The organism is Actinomycetota bacterium (assembly GCA_030682655.1).
Lineage (GTDB): Bacteria > Actinomycetota > Coriobacteriia > Anaerosomatales > JAUXNU01 > JAUXNU01.
This window is the reverse complement of record JAUXNU010000089.1, coordinates 1-1,309: the sequence shown is the minus strand read 5'-3', so window position 1 is coordinate 1,309 and position 1,309 is coordinate 1. Positions and strand designations below refer to the sequence as shown.

The 1,309-nt window shown below is 64.4% G+C and carries 2 protein-coding genes; both read right to left on the bottom strand.

All coding sequences use genetic code 11. The features are described from left to right. Positions 1-640 (bottom strand): CheR family methyltransferase (locus tag Q8K99_05155; GenBank protein MDP2181943.1); only part of this gene is annotated, 640 nt, incomplete at its 3' end. Between the two features lie 21 nt (positions 641-661). After that, the coding region (locus Q8K99_05150) for a response regulator (GenBank protein MDP2181942.1) at positions 662-1,309 on the bottom strand (648 nt) is incomplete at its 5' end.

The window sequence follows — 1,309 nt, the reverse complement described above, 5'->3', positions numbered from 1 at the left end:
AAAAGACGAGCTGCATCTCGCCGAACACGCCGTCCGAGGTCAGGTTGTGGCCCGAGAAGACGATGTGTTCCTTGAGCGCGCCGTCCAGGGCCGCCGCGTTGTAGCGGGCGTGGTAGTAATCTGAAAACGACGCCTTTCCTCCCGCTTGCTGGTAGTTGCGGGTGGCTTCCTGCAGCCGGGTGGTTTCGTAGATGCCCTCGCGGGCGCGCGCCAGAGACTCGTCGTTGAAGTCGGTGGCGTAGAGGGTCGCCCGGTCATAGACGCCTTCCTCCTTGAGCACGATGGCCAGAGAGTAGGCCTCCTCGCCGGTGGCGCAGCCGGCGAGCCAGACCTTGACGTGCGGCCACGTCCGCAGCAGCGGCACCACTTTCTCCCGCACGGCGCGGTAGACGAACGGGTCGCGGAACAGTTCCGTGACCGAGATGGAGAAATACCGGATCAGGCGCGAGACCAGCTCCCGATCATGCAGTACCTTCGGAATCATTTCGGACACCGTCGCGCACCCGGACCCCGGCAGGAACTGCCTGATCCGGCGCTCGACGGAGGCCCGGGCATAGGAGCGGAAGTCGTAGCCGTAGCTCCGGTAAACGGCCTCCAACAGGAGGTCTATCTCGAGACTTTCTTGCTCCGCATCGTTCATGGCATTCTTCCGTTCACTCCGCTATCGGCACAGCCAGACCCGCATCAGGGAGAACAGCCGGTCCTGGTCCACCGGCTTGGTCAGGTAGTCGCTCGCGCCCGCCGCAATGCACTTTTCGCGATCCTCCGGCATCGCCTTGGCCGTGAGCGCGATGATCGGCAGGTTGCGGAACCTCTCCTGGGCGCGAATTCGTTTCATGGCCTCGTAACCGTCCATGACCGGCATCATGATATCCATCAGCACCAGGTCCGTATCCGGCTGCTCCTCCAGCAACTGCAGCGCCCGCTCCCCGTTCTCCGCTTTCAGGGGCTTCAGGCCGTGCTCGGAAAGAAGGTGCGAAACGGCGAAGGTCGTCCGCATGTCGTCGTCCACGATGAGCACCTTCTTGTCCCGCAGGATCGCATCCGTGTCGTGCAGGTCCTGGATGACCTTGCGGGTTTTCTCAGGCATCTGGCTCACGACCCGGTGCAGGAAGAGCGACACCTCGTCGAGCAGCCGCTCCAGCGACCGGACGTCCTTGATCACGATGGACTCGGCGCGCTCGCGCAGGGCCGCTTCCTCGACCGGCGTGAGCGAACGGGCGGTATGGATCACCACCGGGGGCAGCGCCACCCCGTCGCGTTCGAGCCGCGCGAGCAGTTCGCCGCCCTCCATGTCCGGCAGCCTGAG